20 protein-coding genes and 1 pseudogene are annotated in these 17,125 nt (G+C 66.1%); 11 read left to right on the top strand and 10 right to left on the bottom strand.

All coding sequences use genetic code 11. The features are described from left to right. Nucleotides 1-27 precede the first annotated feature (27 nt). Complete coding sequence (locus ACIA76_RS32105) at nucleotides 28-267, top strand: CopG family transcriptional regulator (protein ID WP_397157107.1); 240 nt, start codon at nucleotides 28-30, stop codon at nucleotides 265-267. After that, nucleotides 264-698: a type II toxin-antitoxin system VapC family toxin gene (locus ACIA76_RS32100; RefSeq protein ID WP_397157109.1), complete on the top strand. Its 435-nt coding sequence runs from the start codon at nucleotides 264-266 to the stop codon at nucleotides 696-698. The genes ACIA76_RS32105 and ACIA76_RS32100 overlap by 4 nt, the downstream gene beginning before the upstream one ends. Before the next feature lie 17 nt (nucleotides 699-715). Here ACIA76_RS32100 and ilvE read toward each other — a convergent pair whose 3' ends face one another. Next, nucleotides 716-1,654 (bottom strand): branched-chain-amino-acid transaminase, encoded by a 939-nt coding sequence (ilvE, locus tag ACIA76_RS32095; protein ID WP_397157111.1) that lies wholly within the window; start codon nucleotides 1,652-1,654, stop codon nucleotides 716-718. Continuing rightward, complete coding sequence (locus ACIA76_RS32090; RefSeq protein WP_397157113.1) at nucleotides 1,651-2,289, bottom strand: O-methyltransferase; 639 nt, start codon at nucleotides 2,287-2,289, stop codon at nucleotides 1,651-1,653. The genes ilvE and ACIA76_RS32090 overlap by 4 nt, the downstream gene beginning before the upstream one ends. Before the next feature lie 16 nt (nucleotides 2,290-2,305). On the opposite strand from ACIA76_RS32090, the pseudogene ACIA76_RS32085 reads away from it, so the two are divergent. Further along, nucleotides 2,306-3,103 (top strand): annotated as a pseudogene (locus tag ACIA76_RS32085) (NAD(P)-dependent oxidoreductase); the annotation flags it as partial. 62 nt (nucleotides 3,104-3,165) lie between these two features. Here ACIA76_RS32085 and ACIA76_RS32080 read toward each other — a convergent pair. From ACIA76_RS32080 to ACIA76_RS32070, 3 genes are read right to left on the bottom strand one after another with little or no spacing between them, the layout of a single operon-like run. Beyond that, a complete protein-coding gene (locus ACIA76_RS32080) occupies nucleotides 3,166-4,107 on the bottom strand; it encodes a DMT family transporter (protein ID WP_397157115.1) in 942 nt (313 codons plus the stop codon). Further along, nucleotides 4,104-4,967 (bottom strand): TenA family transcriptional regulator, encoded by an 864-nt coding sequence (locus ACIA76_RS32075; protein WP_397157117.1) that lies wholly within the window; start codon nucleotides 4,965-4,967, stop codon nucleotides 4,104-4,106. The genes ACIA76_RS32080 and ACIA76_RS32075 overlap by 4 nt, the downstream gene beginning before the upstream one ends. A 9-nt stretch (nucleotides 4,968-4,976) precedes the next feature. Beyond that, nucleotides 4,977-6,140: a Glu/Leu/Phe/Val dehydrogenase dimerization domain-containing protein gene (locus ACIA76_RS32070; protein ID WP_397157119.1), complete on the bottom strand. Its 1,164-nt coding sequence runs from the start codon at nucleotides 6,138-6,140 to the stop codon at nucleotides 4,977-4,979. A 233-nt stretch (nucleotides 6,141-6,373) separates the two neighbouring features. On the opposite strand from ACIA76_RS32070, the gene ACIA76_RS32065 reads away from it, so the two are divergent. The 6 genes from ACIA76_RS32065 to ACIA76_RS32040 all read left to right on the top strand — a co-directional run bounded on the left by ACIA76_RS32065 (nucleotide 6,374) and on the right by ACIA76_RS32040 (nucleotide 12,333). Beyond that, entirely contained in the window at nucleotides 6,374-7,738 is a 1,365-nt protein-coding gene (locus ACIA76_RS32065; RefSeq protein WP_397157121.1) for an FAD-binding oxidoreductase, read from the top strand. Between the two features lie 101 nt (nucleotides 7,739-7,839). Beyond that, nucleotides 7,840-9,387 (top strand): glycoside hydrolase family 172 protein, encoded by a 1,548-nt coding sequence (locus tag ACIA76_RS32060; RefSeq protein ID WP_397157123.1) that lies wholly within the window; start codon nucleotides 7,840-7,842, stop codon nucleotides 9,385-9,387. A gap of 15 nt (nucleotides 9,388-9,402) precedes the next feature. After that, on the top strand, nucleotides 9,403-10,347 hold the full coding sequence (locus ACIA76_RS32055) for a glycosyl hydrolase family 32 (protein WP_397157125.1): 945 nt from the start codon (nucleotides 9,403-9,405) through the stop codon (nucleotides 10,345-10,347). 285 nt (nucleotides 10,348-10,632) lie between these two features. Then, nucleotides 10,633-11,373 (top strand): esterase/lipase family protein, encoded by a 741-nt coding sequence (locus ACIA76_RS32050; RefSeq protein ID WP_397157127.1) that lies wholly within the window; start codon nucleotides 10,633-10,635, stop codon nucleotides 11,371-11,373. Further along, nucleotides 11,370-11,642 (top strand): hypothetical protein, encoded by a 273-nt coding sequence (locus tag ACIA76_RS32045; protein WP_397157129.1) that lies wholly within the window; start codon nucleotides 11,370-11,372, stop codon nucleotides 11,640-11,642. Before ACIA76_RS32050 ends, ACIA76_RS32045 begins: the two co-directional genes overlap by 4 nt. A gap of 13 nt (nucleotides 11,643-11,655) precedes the next feature. After that, nucleotides 11,656-12,333, top strand: coding sequence for a hypothetical protein (locus tag ACIA76_RS32040; protein WP_397157131.1), 678 nt, complete (start codon nucleotides 11,656-11,658; stop codon nucleotides 12,331-12,333). Nucleotides 12,334-12,362: 29 nt separating this feature from the next. On the opposite strand, the gene ACIA76_RS32035 is transcribed toward ACIA76_RS32040, so the two are convergent. Further along, entirely contained in the window at nucleotides 12,363-12,851 is a 489-nt protein-coding gene (locus ACIA76_RS32035; RefSeq protein ID WP_397157133.1) for a DUF4383 domain-containing protein, read from the bottom strand. Nucleotides 12,852-13,016: 165 nt separating this feature from the next. Beyond that, nucleotides 13,017-13,253 (bottom strand): hypothetical protein, encoded by a 237-nt coding sequence (locus ACIA76_RS32030; RefSeq protein WP_397157135.1) that lies wholly within the window; start codon nucleotides 13,251-13,253, stop codon nucleotides 13,017-13,019. A 180-nt stretch (nucleotides 13,254-13,433) separates the two neighbouring features. Between ACIA76_RS32030 and ACIA76_RS32025 the strand changes: the two genes are divergently transcribed. Both ACIA76_RS32025 and ACIA76_RS32020 read left to right on the top strand, forming a co-directional pair. Then, entirely contained in the window at nucleotides 13,434-14,336 is a 903-nt protein-coding gene (locus tag ACIA76_RS32025) for a helix-turn-helix domain-containing protein (protein ID WP_397157137.1), read from the top strand. Then, complete coding sequence (locus ACIA76_RS32020; protein WP_397157139.1) at nucleotides 14,333-14,467, top strand: DUF397 domain-containing protein; 135 nt, start codon at nucleotides 14,333-14,335, stop codon at nucleotides 14,465-14,467. Before ACIA76_RS32025 ends, ACIA76_RS32020 begins: the two co-directional genes overlap by 4 nt. A gap of 27 nt (nucleotides 14,468-14,494) precedes the next feature. Here the strand turns inward: ACIA76_RS32020 and ACIA76_RS32015 are convergent, their stop codons facing one another. The 3 genes from ACIA76_RS32015 to ACIA76_RS32005 form a co-directional block, all read right to left on the bottom strand. Further along, nucleotides 14,495-15,178, bottom strand: a complete 684-nt coding sequence (locus tag ACIA76_RS32015) for a GAP family protein (RefSeq protein WP_397157141.1) — start codon at nucleotides 15,176-15,178, stop codon at nucleotides 14,495-14,497. Nucleotides 15,179-15,208: 30 nt separating this feature from the next. Continuing rightward, nucleotides 15,209-16,246, bottom strand: a complete 1,038-nt coding sequence (locus ACIA76_RS32010) for a M48 family metallopeptidase (protein ID WP_397157143.1) — start codon at nucleotides 16,244-16,246, stop codon at nucleotides 15,209-15,211. 104 nt (nucleotides 16,247-16,350) lie between these two features. Then, nucleotides 16,351-17,109, bottom strand: coding sequence for an SDR family oxidoreductase (locus tag ACIA76_RS32005; RefSeq protein ID WP_397157145.1), 759 nt, complete (start codon nucleotides 17,107-17,109; stop codon nucleotides 16,351-16,353). Between the last annotated feature and the right edge of the window lie 16 nt (nucleotides 17,110-17,125).

The raw sequence follows: 17,125 nt of genomic DNA, 5'->3' as shown, positions 1-17,125 counted from the left end.
ACCTGTACGTGTGTTACATGTAGGTACATGTCCAAGAGGCGTACGAACGTCTATGCCGACGCCGCCGATCTCGACCTCATCAAGGAGGCGGCGCGGCGGCGCGGAGTGCCCGAGGCCGAGATCATTCGGGAGGGTATACACCTGGCGGCGTTGGCCAATCGAGTCTGGGATGAACCCCTCGACTGGCCGACCTTCGCTGGAGGCGGGGCGGTCGCAGATTCGCAGACCGTCAGTGATGCCGTATCGGGCGGAGCGTCCGACGAGTGATCGTCGCCGACACCTCCGGGATCATCGCGGCATCCGATCGTGACGCACCCGAATCAGATGCGTATAAGGCCGTACTTCAGGATGCCGGAACGGTGATCGTCTCGCCCTTGGTCCTAGCCGAGGTCGATCATATGGCGAAGGTCCGTTTCGGTCCCGCCGCCCGGAAAACGATCATCGGCTTCATTGTCGCCCAGGCTCAGCGGATGCGGTTCCAGATACCGGAAACCGGTACGGCTCTGCTGAATACCGCGCTGGCCGTCCAGCAGCGGTATGCCGGACTGAATCTCGATTTGGCCGATGCCGTGAACGTCGTGCTGGCCGCCGAGTATCGGACCGATACGATCCTCACCCTGGACCGTCGCGATTTTCGTGCGATCACGCCGTTGACGCACAAGGCATTTCGCCTGCTGCCGGACGACCTCGACGGCTGAGGGCTTCACTCCGCAAGTCAGATTCCTTCGCCCCCTTGAATTTCGATATCGAGCCAGCCTCGTGTGTCGGGGGTGCGGCCCCGCGACAGTGCGGTGAAGCGTTCCTGGATCGCCGAGGTCACCGGGCCGAGTGTGCCGGTGCCGATCTTGTGGCCGTCGATCTCGGGGACGTGGAGTAGTTCGGAGGCTGTGCCGGTGGTGAATACCTCGTCGGCCTCGTAGAGGTCGTCGATCGTGAGGTCGCGCTCGGCTGCCTCGAGGCCCAGGTCGTCGCGGGCGATTGTCAGTACTGTGTCGCGGGTGATGCCCATGAGGATGGGGCGCGCGGGCGGAGGAGTGCAGACGATATCGCCGATGACGGCGAAGACGTTCTCGCCGGTGGACTCGGCGACCAGGCCGTTCTCATCGCAGAAGATCGCTTGGCCGTAGCCGCGGCGGCGGGCGTCACCGTATGCCGCCACCGAGAGGACGTAGTGCCCGCATGCCTTCGCTTTGTAGAACGAGGCCAGGGCCGCGGGCCGCGGGTAGGGCGAGATCGTCGCGGTGGTTCCGGCCGAGCGGTCGCGGTCGGAGTATCCCGTCCATCCGAAGGCGAGCATCGCGACGTGGGTGGTGTTGAGCCAGTGCGCGAAGATGACATTGGGCTCGCCCGAGTAGACGAGTGGGCGCAGGTAGGCGTCGGTGAGTTTGTTGACTCGTACCGCCTCGGCCCCGCCCGCGACCAGCTGTTCGAGGTCGTAGGGAACCTCCAGCCCGAGCGCCGCGCCCGACTCCAGCAGCCGTCGCATATGGTCGCGGCCACGGAACATCCGGACACTGCCGTCGTCGAGCCGATAGCAGCGGATCCCCTCGAAGACGCCGAAGCCGGTGTGCAGGGTGTGGGTCAGCAGATGCGTCCCGGTGGTCGACGGGACCAGCGATCCGTCCAGCCAGAACGACTCCGCGGGCTCGATCATGATCGGTCTCCCGTCCGCATGGTGATCTCGACACCGTCCCCCAGCGGCAGCGTCTGCGACCAGGCGCCGGGGACAGCGCGGACATGATCGACGTACCGCGCCATGACATCCCGGGTGGCCTGGGGCTCGAGGATGTTGTCGGCCACGACCACGCCGCCCTCGGCGACCCGTGTCCAGGCGAGATCGAAGTCGGGGATGTACAGGTCCTTCCAGTGGTCGATGATCACGACGTCGTAGGGCCCCGGCAACCGGGGCAGGGTTTCCGCGGCGGTGCCCTCGATCACCTCGACGTACGCGGCCAGCCCGGCGTCGGCCAGATTGGCTCGTGCCTGGGCGACCTTGCCCGCGTCCGGTTCGATGGAGTAGACCCGGCCGCCGGCGGCGCGGACCGCGTCGGCCAGCCAGATCGTCGAATAGCCCACCGAGCCACCGAGTTCCACGACGGTGGGTTTGGTGCGGGACCGCACCAGCACGGCGAGCAGGCGTCCGACGTCGGGACCGACGTCCAGCATGAGCTGCCCCGCGGCGGCCCTGGTGTGGCTCGGCCCCGCGTCATTGAGCCGATTCAGTTCGGCCCGTTCACTGTTCGATCGGTGTTCCAGGCGGGTGAGTACTCGTGACATCTCAGGTGTCATCAGTCATCCTCGGGTGATGCGAATAGGGGTCATGCACTCACGGCTCGGTGCCGAACTCGTTGCGCGCCTTGGCAATAGGCTGACCGACGCGCAGGTCGAACTGGTCGGGGGAGCGGATCCCCTCGATTACGAGATCCTGGTGGCGAACACGTTGCCGCCCGGCCTGTTCCGCCGGTGCCCGCGCCTGCGCTGGCTGCAGCTGACCAGCGCCGGCGCCGATCAGCTCGCCGTGGCCGGGCCGCCGCCCGAGGATCTGCTGGTGACAACCGCGGGCGACGTCCCGGCGCGGGCGGTCGCCGAATTCGTGCTCATGGGCATGCTGGCCCTTGCCAAGGATGCGCCGGGACTCGTTCGCGGACAACAGGAGCGCAGGTGGCAGCCCAACTACACCGCGCGCCTGCTCGCCGGGGAAACGCTGCTCCTGCTCGGCCTGGGCCGGGTCGGACGAGCGGTCGCCGTCCGGGCGCGCGCCTTCGGGATGCGGGTGGTGGCGGTGACCCGCACCGGCCGCGCCGACGATGCGGCCGATCTGGTGATCACTGCCGAGCATCTGCTCGAGGCCGCTCGGGAGTCGCTGTTCCTGGTGGCCGCCGTGCCGGGCACCGAAGAAACCGCGAACCTGATCTCCCACAAGGTACTTCGCGCACTCCCCGACGGCGCCTTCGTGATCAACGTGGCCCGTCCCGCCGTGCTCGACACCGAGGCCCTCCTCGCGGAGCTCGGTCGATTCGGCGGCGCCCTGCTCGATGTCCACCATGACGAACCCCTCCCTCCTACCAGCGGTCTGTGGGAGACCGACCGGCTCTGGATCACCCCCCACACCGCATTCGGCTATCCCGGCGAGGGGGCCGATCTGGCGGAGTTGATCCGCGACAACTACTCCCGGTTCTGCGCCGGCACTGCCTTGCGTAACCTTGTGCGCGACAACAGCGTTCGCGAGGGGCGCTCCGCCGTGGCCACCACGACACCGACGAGCGTCACGGCCGCACCCAGCAGCTGCCAGACCGACAGCGACTCCCCGAATATCGGTACGGCGAACGCCGCGCCCAACACCGGGACGAGATAGAGATACACATTGGTCCGCGCGACACCGATATGAGTGAAGCAGTAGTACCAGGCAATGATGTTGTAGACGAAGCCGATCAGGCCCCCGTACACCACTCCCAACCAGCTCGCCAAGGGCGCGTTCGCCAGATGCTCCGGATGCGCCAGCAGGCTCGGCGCGGCCAGCAGGACCAGCGGCACCGTTCCGAACAGACAGCCCCACGCCGCCACCGACGTCGGCGGCAGACGACGCATCGCCAGCTTGCTCGTGATGCCGTACACCGCGAAGATCAACACCGCGATCGTCATCAACACCTCGCCGCGCCAGTCCCCGGCGGATTGCGCCGCCGCCGCGTCGGGCGGCAGGATCTGCATCAGCCAGACGATGCCGAACCAGCCGACCGCGATCCCCGCGAACTGGCGCGTGGACACCCGCTCGCGCAGCACCAGCCAGGCGAGTATGAGCGACGCCACCGGAATGATCATCTCGATCAGCCCGGCCTCCGAGGCCGGGATCAGCGTCAACGCCTCGTAGAACAGCACGTTGTAGACGCAGATCCCGAGCACGCCGGTCACCGCCAACCACGGCAGATCACTGCGGACCGGCCGCGGCCAGCGCCCCATGAACGGCACCAGTACTGCCAGTGCCAGCAGGTAGCGCAGGGCGTTGGCCTCGGCCGGAGTGAATCCCTCGAGGGCGAACCGCCCCGCGATGAGATTGCCTGCCGCGGTGAGCGGGACCGACAGAAGCAACAGCTGGAGACGGATGGTCACTGGGTGAGTGTCTCCCAGGCGGGATTGCGCTTGAGGCAGATTTCCCGATACAGACCCCACTGATAGACCTTGCGGGCCTGGATCGATCGCCAGATCGCCAGCCGAATCCGTTGCTGCAGTTCGGCTCCGACCGCGTACTTACGCAGCAGGTTCGACGCCTCCTCCGCATGCTTGTCGTCGCCGCCGTAGTCCAGTTCGAGCCGCTCGTCGCCGGCGTGGATGCGGAAGACCTCGAGCGCCTCGTCATCGAGATCGAACTGCTCCCGCAGTGCCGCGGCGATCCGCCGGAACCGGCCCGGAATGGTCAACTCGATCGCGAAGCTGCCCGCCGCCAACCCCTCGAGCCAGTGGTAGTCACGGACCAGATGCTGGCGATACTCCACATAGAGCAGCGTCTCCGGATACGGCTCCGCGAACTCCAGCTCCTCGTCGGAGACGCCGAGCGCCCGGCCGAGCTGCCGCACGGTGACCGGGTGCTCCCGCGACGGGTTGAACTCACCCAGCTCCTCGGCGAGGTTGGCGCCCATGAATTGACGGGCGTCGTAGAAGTAGTAGGAGTTCGCGGCGATCTGTGCGATCACCGAAGGGAAGATGCGCGCGTCGATGTACCACTGCTTGACCCAGTCGCGCACGCCCTCGATCGGGATCTTCTTGGCGATGAGTTGTTCGTAGAACGGGCCGATATTGGCCGCGGCCGAGTTCATCACCTCGTTGGTGAGCTCCTTGACGAACTCGTCCGGGGGCAGTTCGGGGGGTAGCGGCTCGCTCAACCTGGTCTGCGGCTTACCGATCGGCGCGTGGTCGAGATTGGCATTGAGTTCGGCCTCATGTTCCGTGCGGGTGTCGCGGACGTTCGGCATGACTCGCTCCTAATCGTTCAGTAGGGATGGATGATTCGGTGTGGCGTTCTCCTGGGCCAGCCGTTCGGCGGCCTCGTGCGGAGTGATTCCGGTGGTGGTCCGCTCGGCCACCTCGCGACCGGCCGAGCGGATGCGGCGCGCGACCTCGGCGTGCAGGATCTCGGCGAAAACCTTCGCCGCCCGGGTCCGGTGCTCGGGTCCCGGCTGGGCCTCGGACGAGAGGGCATGCCGCGGAAGCCATTCGGTGAGGACGAGTCCGGTGGCGATGGCGCCCCCGGCATTGGCGACGATTCCGGGGATCACATCGACCTTGCGGGCCGCGAGGGCGGTCAGGGCGGACTCGGTGCAGGGTCCATTGGCCCCCTCGACCACCAGGCCGGCGCGGATGTGGTCGACGTTCGCGTCGGTCACCGCCCCCGCGACGGCCGCGAGCACCAGCACATCGGCCTCGGCGGCGATCACCGCGGCCGGGTCGTCGACGCACCGCACATCGGCGGGCAGCCGCGTCCGGTCCACGACGCCCGTGGCATCGGTGAGGGCGGTGATCTCGGCCAGCGGCAGGCCCTGCGGGCGACTCATCGTGCCGAGTCGGTCGGCGATGGCGACGATGAGATGTCCCCGCTCCGACAGATGTACGGCCGCACCGCGTCCCACGGAGCCGAAGCCGTGGATCGCGATCCTCCGCCGCTCCCCGGGTTCCGAATCCGTCGTTGTCGCAATGGCTTCGGCGACCCCGAACCCGGTGATCAGCGAACACTGATCCCACAGTTCGGCCCAGGAACAGGCCCCGCCGGGCAGTTTCACGTCGTAGTCCGCGGTGGAGAAGATGATGTGCCGGTCCCGATAGTTGATGCCCTGATCGCTGCCGAGGTAGATGCCGCCGTGCAGTAGCGGACGGACCGCCCGGCCGAAGGCCGCCAGCACCTCGTCGCGGCGGCTGCCGCGGGGCAGGCCGCTGACGATGCCGCCCTTCGCCCCGCCGATCGGTAGCCCGTGCAGCGCGAGCTTCAAGGTCATCTGCCGGGACAGCATCGCCAAGATCTGCGGGCTGACGTCGGGGGTCATGCGCAGACCGCCCATCGCTTTCCCGTCGATGAGGGAGTCGGTGACCACATACGCCGTGAGACCGGTCGCGGAGTCGTGGAGGGTGGTTGTCGATAGAGGTGGTGCCATCAGACCCCCTGATTGATACCTGCAATCGGATAGCCGATCGAAAACTGTTGCTCGACAACAAGATCAAGAACGAATCTCTGGTGACAAGATCGAAAGCCGTTGTACCACAACGGAAGAATAGCTACTGATGAAATCACGGTGATCTAATCTGTTGCCTAACAGCACTTTTCCACCGGAACTGGATTTCGTCAAGACTCGAACTATCTCCATTGTTCGCGCTAACGTGGACAGATATGGTGCCCTCCCGCGTCGACTCCCTGATCGCCTCGTTACCCGTGGGCGCGCGCGTCGCGACGGATCCCGACGTCGTGTCCGCCTATGCCGCCGATCGCACCCATGCCCCCGGCGGCAAGGCGATCGCGGTCGTCCACGCGCGCGACATCGCCGACGTGGCGGCGACGCTGACCTGGGCATCCAGGTACCGAGTCCCGGTCGTCCCCCGGGGCGCGGGCACCGGCCTGTCCGGCGGGGCCACCGCACCGGACGGTTCGGTCGTGCTTTCGCTCGCCGCCATGTCGGCGATCGCCGAGATCGATCCGGTCAACATGCTCGCCGTCGTCGAACCCGGAGTCATCAACGGCGACCTGAACCGCGCCGCACGCGCGCACGGGCTGATGTTCGCCCCCGACCCCGCGAGTTTCGAGATCTCCACGGTCGGCGGCAATATCGCGACCAATGCGGGCGGGCTGCGCTGTGTGAAGTACGGGGTGACCCGGGACGCGGTGCTCGGCCTGGAAGTGGTGCTCGCCGACGGCCGGACCATCCGGACCGGACGGCGCACCGTGAAAGGTGTCACCGGTTACGACCTCACCAGCCTGTTCACCGGATCCGAGGGCACCCTCGGCGTGATCACCTCGGCGACGGTACGACTGCGTCCGCTCCCGGCCGAGCCCCCGGCCACGGTGCTCGCCGTATTCCCGGATCAGCGCCAGGCCGCCGGCGCCGCCGCGTCGATCGTGTCGAATCGGCTCCGCCCCAGCCTGCTCGAGCTCATCGACCGAGCGACGTTGCGCGCCATCGACGATTGGAAGCGGACCGGATTCGGACTCGATGCGGGAGCCGTGCTCATCGCCCAGACCGACGACCCGCCGGACCGCGGCCAGCGGATCTCCGAACTCTGCCGTGCCGCGGGCGCCACCGAGACGGCGGTCTCCTCCGACGAGACCGAAGCCGATGCGCTGCTGGAGATCCGGCGGCTCGCCTATCCGGCCACGGAACGGCTCGGAGCGTGCCTGCCCGAGGACGTCTGCGTGCCCGTCTCCCGGTTGGGCGACATGATCGGCGCGGTCGAGGAGGCGGGTGCGCGGCACGGCGTATCGATCCTCACGGTGGCGCATGCCGGCGACGGCAATCTGCACCCGGTCTTCGTCTACGACCGCGGTCTGCCCGCACCTCCGCAGGCGGTGTGGGACGCGGCGGACGAGATATTCACGCGGGCACTCGCGATGGGCGGCACACTCACCGGCGAGCACGGGGTCGGGCTGATCAAGCGCCGCTGGCTCGGTCAGGAACTCGATCCGGAATCCCTCGCCGTGCAGCATGCCATCAAACGGGCCCTCGATCCGAGCGGAATTCTCAATCCCGGCAAGGCCATTTGAGAGCGAGTCGTCCCGGCCGGACAACCTGACGCACTACTCTGCCATCCGGTATCACCGCGGTGACGAATCTTGGATGGCGATTGTCCACAGGAGGTTTGGTCGTGCTCGATGGTCGGGGTAGATCGCTCGTACGCGCGGTGGTGTGGATGCTGGTGGGCGGGTTGGGGATTTCGGGGGCGGTGCTCGTTCGGCCCGCCGAGGGGCATGCGACGGAACCGCTTCCGGGGGTGATGGCCGGATGGGATACGTATCGGCAGCTGGATCGGCTGCCGTATCTGGGCATCGGCGCGCAGACGCTGCAGAGTTCCAGCTACGACCGCAGCGGCAATAACGACGACGGTGCGGGCGGATGCGTCGGCACCGGCGGCGCGGGATGTGTGGTCGCCGCGGATCAGGGCGCGGGCGAGATCGATTCGATCTGGTTCACCATCAACGAGGGCGATGTGTCCGTCCTGGGTGATCTTCGTATCGAGGTGGATGGGCGAACCGTGGTGAACGCGCCGCTGCAGTCGGTGGTCGACGGCAAGCTGGGCGCGCCGTTCGCGTTTCCCTTGGTGGCCAACGCGGATCAGTCGCCGGGCGGGGTCTACATCAAGGTGCCGATGCCCTATCGCGAGTCGATGCGGGTCAGCGTGCAGAACCAGGTGCAGTACTACCACGTCACCTATCGCCATTTCGTGACCGGGATCGGCCTGGCGACCTTCGATCCGGCCGATCCGGCCACCGATGTGCTGGCCATGCTGCGGTCGGCGGGCAGCCATGATCCGAAACCGCCCGCGCCGAATGCCCGGCGGGATCGCCGCACCGTCGCCGTGCCCGCGGGTTCGCGCACGACCATCGCCCAATCGTTCGGATCCGGCATGGTGTCGGCGCTGCGACTGCGCCTGCCGACCCGGGACGCGTTCACCGCGCTGCGGCTTCGAATCGCCTTCGACGGAAGGGAATCGGTCGATTCGCCGGTGGGCGAGTTCTTCGGGCTGGGCCGAGGCCCGGACGACGTCGCCCCGGTGCGTTCGCTGCTGTTCGCGGCGGATCCGCAACCGGGCGGCTGGGTGTCGGCCTGGTGGCCGATGCCGTTCGCGGGCAGCGTGTCGGTGAGTCTGGAGAATACCGGCGGCGACCCGATCGATGGCCTCGAGACCGAGGTGGTCACCGATTCGGATCCGCAGTGGGCCTCGGCCCTGGCCTTCGGTGCCGCGGGTCATTTCACCACTCGATCGAATGCGGGACCGACTGTGCCCGGCCGGGATTGGCTGTTCGCCGACGAGGTCGGGCACGGCAAGTTCGTGGGGGTCAGCCACACGATGAACGGCCACCGGCCGGATTACCTCGAGGGGAACGAGAGGGTCTATGTCGACGGGTCGCCGTCCCCGCAGATACCCGGCACCGGCACCGAGGATTTCTACGAGGGCGGTTGGTATTTCGGCGGATCCTTCGGTGCCGCGCGCAACTTCAGCCTGCCGCTCACCGGGGCGTCCACCGAGCGCACGACGGCGTCGGGCTGCGAGGGCTATTGCGTGACCGCCTACCGATTGATGCTCGCCGAATCCGTCGACTACCTGACCCGGCTGCGTTTCGGCATCGAACACGGGCCCGTGCACGACAACGAACAGGCCGATTACAGCTCCACCGCCTTTCTCTACAACTAGCGGAAAGAGGTTCGAGTGCGGGTTCTCCTGGCGGCCTTGCTGATAACCGTCGGCATATCCACGAGCAATACTCCCGCCATCGCGGATACCGCGCCCCGGCCGGAACGAGTATCGGCGGGGACCTTCACCGAGGTGTACGACCCGAGCGAGGGTGAGGCCAAGCAGTGGTACATCAACGATCACACCTTCGTCTTCGACAAGTCCGAGGGTCTCTGGCACATGTTCGGGAGCACTCATACCGAACCCGCCGCGCCCTACGGTGAAACGACGCTCGCGCACGCGACCGCGAAGCAGCTGAGCGGACCGTGGACCAGACGGCCCGCGGCATTGACGGTCGATCGCCGATACGACCGCGTCTACGGTGAAACCCATTTGTGGGCACCACATGTCATATTCAATGACGGCACGTATTACATGTTCTACTCGGGCGGCGGGCCGGTCGGCAGCATGTCGGCGATCAGCCTCGCGACCTCGACCGATCTCGAGAATTGGACCCGCGACCCGGCCGGTCCGCTCTTCCGGGATGGTTATGACGCCCGCGATCCCATGGTCGCCCGCGTCGACGGCGGCTGGGTGATGTACTACACCGCGACCTCGCTGCCGATCGGCGGCAACCATATCGTCGCCTATCGGACCAGCGACGACCTGCGGCATTGGAGTGAGCGCAGTATCGCGTTCACCGATCCGTCGGTGGGCAATGCGGGCGGCCCCACGGAATCGCCGTTCGTCATCCAGCATGACGGCCTGTGGTATCTGTTCATCGGCCCGCGCGAGGATTATGTGGGCACCGATGTCTTCTCCAGCGATAGCCCATGGCATTTCGATACCGGAGCGCGGGCCGGTCATATCGATGCCCATGCGGCCGAGGTCATCGAGGACAACGGCCGATACTGGGTCAGTTCCGCGGGCTGGGGACAGGGCGGGGTCTCCATCGCGCCGCTGAGGTGGCATGCGGACTGACTTCTGAATCGGCCCAGGCGTTTCGAGCGCCGCCTGCGCGAGTTTTCACCGGTTTACGCCTAGCATCGGCTAACGAATCGTTACTTCTCTTCGGCATGGAAGGGATGGTCGATGCGGTCGCTGGTGGTATTCGTTGTCGCACTATGTTGTTGCACGGTGGTCACGGTCGGCGAGGCATCGGCGGATCCGGTCGAGTCGATGGAACACCCTGCGGATGGAAGCTCTTCCCCACCTGGGGCTAATGACTGGCAATGCGCACCTCGGGCACTGCATCCGGAACCGGTCGTGCTCGTGCACGGCACCTGGGGTAATCAGAACTCCTGGGATGTGCTCGCGCCCGAACTGCGCTCGTCGGGATATTGCGTCTATTCGCTCAACTACGGTCGCGACACCTCCAGCATCTGGGGCGACCGCCCGGGCGTCTACGGCACCGGCGATATTCGCGCCTCCGCGAAGGAACTCGCCGTATTCGTGGAAAAGGTTCGCGCCGCGACGAATTCGGCCCGGGTCGATATCGTGGCGCATTCGCAGGGCGGCGTCGTCGCCCGGCAGTATCTGCGCTTCGAGGGCGGGGCGAATCCGGCCGTACCCGAGGAGAACAAGGTGCGCAACGCGGTGCTGATCGCGGCGACCAATCACGGCACCACCGCTCTGGATATGGGCCGCGTCGTCCATCTGGGCAGTTCCGACGGGCCGATCGATCGAATGGTCGGCGCGGTCCTCGGCACCGCCGCCGCCCAGCAGGTCATCGGCAGCGAATTCCTGCATCGTCTCAATGCCGGTGGTGATACCGAACCGGGTGTGCACTATACGGTGATCGCCACCCGGGTCGACGAGGTCTCCACGCCACCGGAATCCGCATTCATGCGTCCCGGCCCGGGTGCGGTCGTGGAAAACCTGTGGGTGCAATCGTTCTGCTCGACCGATAACACCGATCACGGCCGACTACCGCAGTCGCCCACCGTCATTCGCCTGGTCAAACACGCCCTCGATCCCTCCTATCAGGAGCTGTCTTGCGCCGCATGAGTTCGAATTCGTTCGACCCTCGCGCCACCACACCGTTGCCGCGGCCGTGCCTGTTCCCGCTCGTGCCACTGCTGTGCCTGATCCCGGTGGCCTGGCTGAGTGCGGGTTGGTCCTTCGGCCGCATCTCTCGCTGGTTCCGCCGCCGGTCGGCGCCGCGACCGGTGCGGACCGGTTTCGAGCGGATCTCGCGTCGTCTCGACGCCCCGGTCCTCCGTGGCGCGGAACTGTACGAACGTCCTCGGCCGCGCACGCCCGTCCATTCGACGTAAACAGGAGTGCGACATGGGTATACGCAGTCGGTGCCGCCCGATGCTGCCCGGTGTTCTGACGGCGGTGGTCGTGACGATCGGCGCGATACAGCCCGCCGCCGCCGCGCCCGCCGATGATGCCGAGGCGAGCGATGCCCAGATCCTGGACACCATCCGCGATACCGCCGCGCAGCTGACGCCGCTGCGGGGACCAGCACGGGACAAGCTGGTCGCGTCGGCCCGCGGCATACCGATTTCCATTGTGCGAGCGGCGGATTGGGACGGCACCTCGGCGTACCGGCTATCGGCCGGGCGAGCGGCGACGATCACCCCCCTCGGCGATACGCGCGGCGCTGTCGCGGTGCTGTTCGATGCCGACGGGACGGTCGCCCATCACATCGAGACGAGCCTTGCCCCGGGCTCGGACGGGTCGGCGGCGGTGACGACTCGGATCGACGCACGCCCCCCGATGACGCGCGCCCTGTCCGCCGACCGGTTGCGCGCCGCCGCCCGCGATATCGCGGCGAAGGAGATCCTGCTGGGCCCGGGCTGCTGGGCCGTGGCCGCGACCGCGATCCTCGCGACACTGCTCGTCGTGATCCTGATCCCGCTCAACATGATTCCCTTCTTCGGGGGCATCCTGTTCGGGATCCTGGCGGCGGCGCTGCTGATGAGCTGGATACCCGTGATCCCCGCCTGTCTGGGCCTGTAGCCCCGCGTCGTCGAGCGACCAGCGCCGGATCAGGGCAGCCGATCGTTCGACCGACGTAGCGCGGCGAGCGCGCCGACCAGGAGGATGAGACCGCCCTCGATGGTGTGCACGATATTGCCGAAGGTGTCGACCGCCATCAGATGTAGGACATTGTGGCCGCCGAGGAATCCGAGTGCGGCGACGAGTAGATAGAACGGGCCGCAGGTCCAGGTGTAGGCGAAGGCCCGATTGCGTTGTGGCGCAAGGACGAGACCGGCCAGGCCGGTGAGTAGATGGAACAGGGCGTGCCAGCCGTTGACGGTGACGGGGATGAAACCGAGGAACTGGATGGTGCAGGAGTTCATCTGCCCGCCGAAGGCCATATCGGGATAGATGCCGAAGGCGATGACGCCGTTGGCGGTGAACCAGGCCCCGATGACGAAGACGAACAACTGCAGCGGCGAACCCAGGACCGCGGTGACATAGCGCAGGATCGCGGCGCGGAGGGTGTCATAGGTCGGCATGGCATTCCTGAGCATCGGATTCTGCTAAGTCGGTCGACTTAGAACTGGACGGAAGTATCGTCTGAGTCGATCGGCTTAGTCAAGGGATGATCTTCCGCCCGGATGATTCGACACCCCCGCGGTGGTCGGTGTGGTTGCGCTGGATCTTGCACCGCGGGGATGCCATTGCGGAGTTGCGTTCTATGCACCACCTCCTTTGAATGCGGTCCAGAACTGGTGGCGTACGGCGTCCCAGAGTGGGGTGAACTCCGGGAGGAATTCGCGGGCCGACGCGAGGTCGGGATGTCGGCCGGTCTCGAAGGTCGCGACCGCCGTGCCGTCGGCGGCATTGCGTACCGACAGGATTTCGAGTCGGTGCAGGGCCCATCGCCAGACTGCCTCCACGCCGTCGACTTCCGTTCGGTGGATTCCGTTCACGCCGTCCCCCTTTCGTTCGCTGACGGGATCAGGGGATCACGGGGTGCCGGGTGGAATCGGGAAGATCGGTCTGTCCGAAGAGGTTTCGGGTGAAACCGCAGGAAGCGGTCCGTATCAGGAGTAGAGTGCGTACCGCGCTGGATACGTGAACGGTCCACTTCCGTAGGGGGTAGTAGATACATGTCCAACGCCGATGACGATCAACCATCAACCCTTGCCCAGCGGGAGCTGGGGCGCTTCCTCCGCGACAAGCGAGAGGGTATCGGGTTGACTCTTCAGCGGGCCGCGCGATTGGCGGAGCTGAGCAAGACCGCCCTCCAGCGCTTGGAAACGGCGAGTTTGAAGAAGAAGTACCGGACGAACGATGTCCGGGCGCTGTGTGAGATCTATGAGGTAGACCCCGAGGAGACTGCTCGCGCAATCGAATTAGCCGAGCAAGCCAAGGATGATGCCTGGTGTACCGGATTCAGCGGGGTGCAGAGACATAAGTTCACCATCGGCTTGTGCATAGATCTGGAACGGATCGCGAGTCGGATCACCGACTGTAACGAGATCGTGCCGGGACTGCTGCAGACTGCAGACTATGCGCGGGTATTGATCGGCTCCTACTACTATGAGGAGACTCTCGAGGAGATAGAGCAACGAGTCAATGTTCGAATGAAAAGGCAGGCGATCGTGACTCGCAGGGCTCAACCAGTGGAATTGGATGTCCTGCTTCATGAATCGGCTCTGCATCGTATCATCGGCAATCGACACATCATGCGCGCGCAGTTGCATCATCTGGCAGAGATGGGTAAGCGGTCGAACGTTACTATTCGCATAGTTCCGTTCTCTGCCGGGTGCCCGCGAGGGCTATTGATCGGACCATTCGTAATCTTCGACTTCGAGGCGAACTCCAGGGGCCGGAGTGTTGCACCGTCAGTCGCATATCTAGAAAAGGGCGATGCGCGTGATCTGTTCCTCCATCGGAAAGGCGATATCGATCGCTATCGCGAGCTGGTATCCGTCGCCAGAGCAGTTGCCCTTAACGAACAGCAATCGCGAGACCTGCTGAGGCGGGCGGCAAGGAGCTATGAACGATGAGTGATCAGGCCGGGATCGGTTGGTTCAAGAGCAGCCACAGCGGTGGTGAGAGCGAGTGCGTCGAGGTCGCCTGGCTCCCCAACGGCGAGACAGCCATCCGCGATTCCAAGAACCCCACCGGCCGGCCTTGATCTTCACCTCAACCGAATGGGACGCCTTCACCACAGCGCCGCGTAGTTCCACAGCGCATCGATAACCAGCACAAACCCGAAGACCAGCAACAGGATTCGGATCGACGGCGGCCCGAAGCGCGTGAGCGCTCGCATGAGCGCGCGGTAGACGCGACGCGCTCGGGCCGACCGTAGGGTGGCGGCGATGAGCACGAGTACCGGTGGGATCAAAGCGATTATGCAGTAGGCGACGATGATCAACGGCCACAGCGCCGGTCGTGGGTCGCGCGTGGAGAGCATGGCCAAAGCGGCCAGGTAGGGGACGGCCGTGGGGGCCTGGCCCAGACCGATGGCCGCGCCGAGCAAGGCCAGGAGCCCCGGGCGTCGGCGGGCCTCGAGAATTCGGTCCGGTACCGCGGCCGGTCCGCCGGATAGGCGGACCGTGCCGAGGATCAGCAGGACGATTCCGGCGACGAGTTCGCCCCAATAGCGGATCGTGGGGGTTATCTCGATATCGATCAGGTCCGTGAGGAAGCCCAGGCCCAGGACCGTGCAGATGCCGAAAGTGGTTGTGACCGCGAAGACTCCGGCGAGGAAGCTCAGCGCGCCGGGAATCGGGGAGCGGCGGGCCAGCCTGCTGTCGACGATCACCGCGGAGGTGACGCCGACGAGCAGGAGGTCCAGTGAATCGAGGAACGCGAATCCGGCCAGCGCCACGAGGAAGATCAGCATCGTTCCATCGAATGTACCGGCCAGGCGGTTCTAGAAGCCCAGTCGCTCGCCGATCTTCGAAACCGTCTCGCTCACTTCATGTCCCACGGTGCTCACTACGCTCGCGACATCGTTGCCGAGGTTGCGTACCGTGCGGATGAGCGGATCCTCCGATTGGTCGAAGTCCTGGCGGTAGGTGCGGGCCGCCTCGCGGATCTCGTCGCCGAGGCGGGTTTCCTTGTCGTTCTCGCGCAGCGGGTAGGTGCCGCCGAGGATCCGGTCGTAGTCGCCGCCGGTGATCCAGCGGCGCAGTTCGGCGGCGCGCAGTACCGAGAACGGATGCGACTGCAGCTCGAGATTCAGCAGTTTCAGCACGCCGTCGCGCAGATCACCGGTGCGGTCGTAGTCGTCGGCCTGTTCGAGGAAGGCGGCGTGATTCATCTCGTGGACCATCGCACCGCCCGCCAGCTTCATATGCACCCGTACCGACGCCTCGACATCCTGTCCGCACAGCAGTCCGGCCCGGTCGCCGGACAGTTCGGATTTGCGGCTCCACTCCATCAGCGCGGCCACGATCGCCCGTAATGCCCAGCCGCCCACCGGCATCCAGCCGATCGAACTCGCCAGCCGCAGCAGATGCATGAGCATCGTCCGATACACCGCATGTCCGGACATCGCATGCCCCAGCTCATGGCCGACGATGAATCGCAGCTCCTCGGGATCGAGCAGATCGACCAGTCCGGTGGTGAGCACGATGAACGGCGCGTCCATACCGACGGTGAAGGCATTGACCTGCGGATCCTGCACGACGAACATCTCCGGCGTGACCGGCGCGTCCAGCACGCGCACACAGTCCGCCCGCAACTCGTGCAACGTCGCGAACTGCCGCTCGTCGACCCGAACCGCGGTCGCCAGATACATCAGCCGATGCTGACGTTCCCTGAGTAGCCCCGACAGAATGCGCAACACGGTGTCGAATCCGCTCAACGACCGCAACATCACCAGGGCGGTGCGGTCGGCGGGGTGTTCCCAAGCGCGCGTACTGATCCCCGGAAACGTGCGCCGGATCCGGTCTGGACTGCTGTTCATCTGCTGCTCCCCGTTTCATCGCCGATCGTCCACCCGCCCCGATGGCGGAATGCGATCCCCTCATCTCATCGGCAACGACAGGGTAAGGAGTTACTCCCGGTCTGTCACCCCCTGCGCGCGGGGCGCACGATGATCTCGTTCACGTCGACATCGGACGGTTGGGCGAGGGCGTAGGAGACGGCCGCGGCGATGGCGGTCGGGGGGATCGCGTGGGCGCGGTAGGTGCGCATCGCCTCGGCCGCGCCGGATTCGGTGATCGAGTCCGCGAGTTCGGAGGTGACCACGCCGGGGGAGATGGTGGTGACGCGGATGGTGGGGTCGCATTCCTGGCGCAGGCCCTCGGTGATCGCCCAGGCGGCGTACTTGGTACCCGAATACACCGCGCTGGTCGGGACGACCTGATGGGCGCCGATGCTGGCGATCGTGACGAAGTGGCCCGCGCCCTGGGCGGTGAAATGCGGTAGGGCCGCGGCGATTCCATGAAGCAGGCCGCGGATGTTCACATCGATCATCCGGTCCCATTCGTCGACCAGCAGCGAGTCCAGCCGCGACAGCGGCATGACCCCGGCGTTGCCGACGAGGACGTCGATGCGGCCGGTTCGCTCCCGCGCCAGCGCGACGAACTCCTCGACCTGCGCGCGATCGGTCACGTCGAGCCGGACCGGATGCAGGCTGCCGCCGGATTCGGCCGCGGCCGCCGCGGTGTGCTCGGCGAGGGCGTGCAGGCGGTCGAGGCGGCGGGCGCCCGCGATCACATGATGTCCCTCGCCGATCAGCCGGGCGGCGACGGCCGCGCCGATTCCGCTGCTGGCTCCCGTGACGAGCACGGTCTTAGGGGTAGTGGTCGTGTCTTCGATCTGCATGTCGACCACTCTTCGC

This window comes from Nocardia sp. NPDC051570 (assembly GCF_044454005.1).
Lineage (GTDB): Bacteria > Actinomycetota > Actinomycetes > Mycobacteriales > Mycobacteriaceae > Nocardia.
The sequence above is the reverse complement of the archived record's forward strand: the minus strand, read 5'-3'. Positions and strand labels throughout refer to the sequence as shown.